General features: G+C 47.6%; 1 protein-coding gene. It reads right to left on the minus strand.

Annotated elements, in window-relative coordinates:
- Positions 1 to 1,392: two-component system sensor histidine kinase NtrB (locus ACYC56_RS14850; RefSeq protein WP_461374950.1), on the minus strand; the 1,392-nt coding region annotated here is incomplete at both ends.

A 1,392-nucleotide genomic window follows, 5' to 3' on the forward strand; every position in this document is an offset into this window, starting at 1 on the left:
CTTATCCATTCCCTCTCCGGTGTCGCTGACCGTCAGGACGACATAGGACCCAGGGGAGACTACCGGGTGAGAGTCCTGGGAGAGGAATTCCAGGTCGCAATTGGACGTTTCAAAGAGGATTATGCCTCCCTTGGGCATGGCATCCCGGGCATTGACGGTCAAATTCATGATAACCTGCTCGATCTGTCCTTTGTCGGCTTTAACATACCCCAAGTCCTGATCAAATCGGGTATCCAATTCGATATCCTCCCCCATAATACGAAGGAGCATTTTTTTGATATCGGAGAGGACGGAATTCAAGTCGAGCACCGAGGGTTGAAGGACCTGCCTTCGACTGAGGGCTAATAACTGTCGGGTCAGTGATGCGGCCCTATCTGCCGCTTTGTTGATTTCTTCAACGAAGTGATGAGCAGGGGCCTCTTTTTCCATCCCGGTCAAGGCCAGATCACAATAGCCCATGATGGCCATCAACAGGTTATTGAAATCATGGGCCACTCCGCCGGCCAACCTTCCGATGGCTTCCATTTTCTGAGATTGATAAAATTGTTTTTCCAATTGCTTACGTTCCGAAAGATCAATAAAACTCTCGATCAAGCAGATTCGACCCCCTAAGATCACAGGAACCGCCGATTTAAGAATCGGGATTGATGTTCCGTTGGATTGGGGCAGCAGGGTTTCGGAATGCTCCAGCCCGGCTTTTAAATCCGATCCGATAGGACATTTTTCATTTTCCAGCAGACAGAAAGAATGACAAGAAGAATTTAAAATGCCTTCCTTGGGGCGGCCCATCATTTCCAAGGCTGTTTTATTGGCATCGATAATTCGATGTGTTTCCTGGTCAATGATGACGATTCCCGTTCTGATGGAATCCAAGACCGTTTTTAGCTCCCTCTGAGACTGGGCCAAGCTCTGAGTGCGCTCGGATATTTTCTGCCGCAGCAAGGCTTGATTGTTGTTTAAACGTCGGGAGAAGGCCTTTTGACTGATGGAAAAGGCTAATTGACGGGCTTGAAGCAGGCTAAGCTGTAACAAACCAGGTTCCCAATATTTGATTGGCCGGTCAGTGGAGATCAAAAGCATTCCCACAATCTCGGACGGTATGGTTAAAGGCAGGAGGAGAAAATGAGTTCCATTCATTAAGCCCTGATGGGGACCGGTTAAGTACCCCTGATTGGAATTCAGGGCCTCAGCAATCCTCCCCTGATAAACCAGGGCAGCAAATTGTTTTTGGGCTAAATCATCGTTCAAATCGGGACAGGATAAAAAGTGATTAAATTCAAAAGTTCCCTCGCTGATTAAAAAAAGGGAGGCTGATAGGCTGAAAGGCAAATTTAAAAAGACCTCCAGTTGAGAACGAAAACCGTCCGCATCAAATTCGGCGTCAGAACCATT

It is taken from the genome of Candidatus Aquicultor sp. (genome assembly GCF_054640775.1).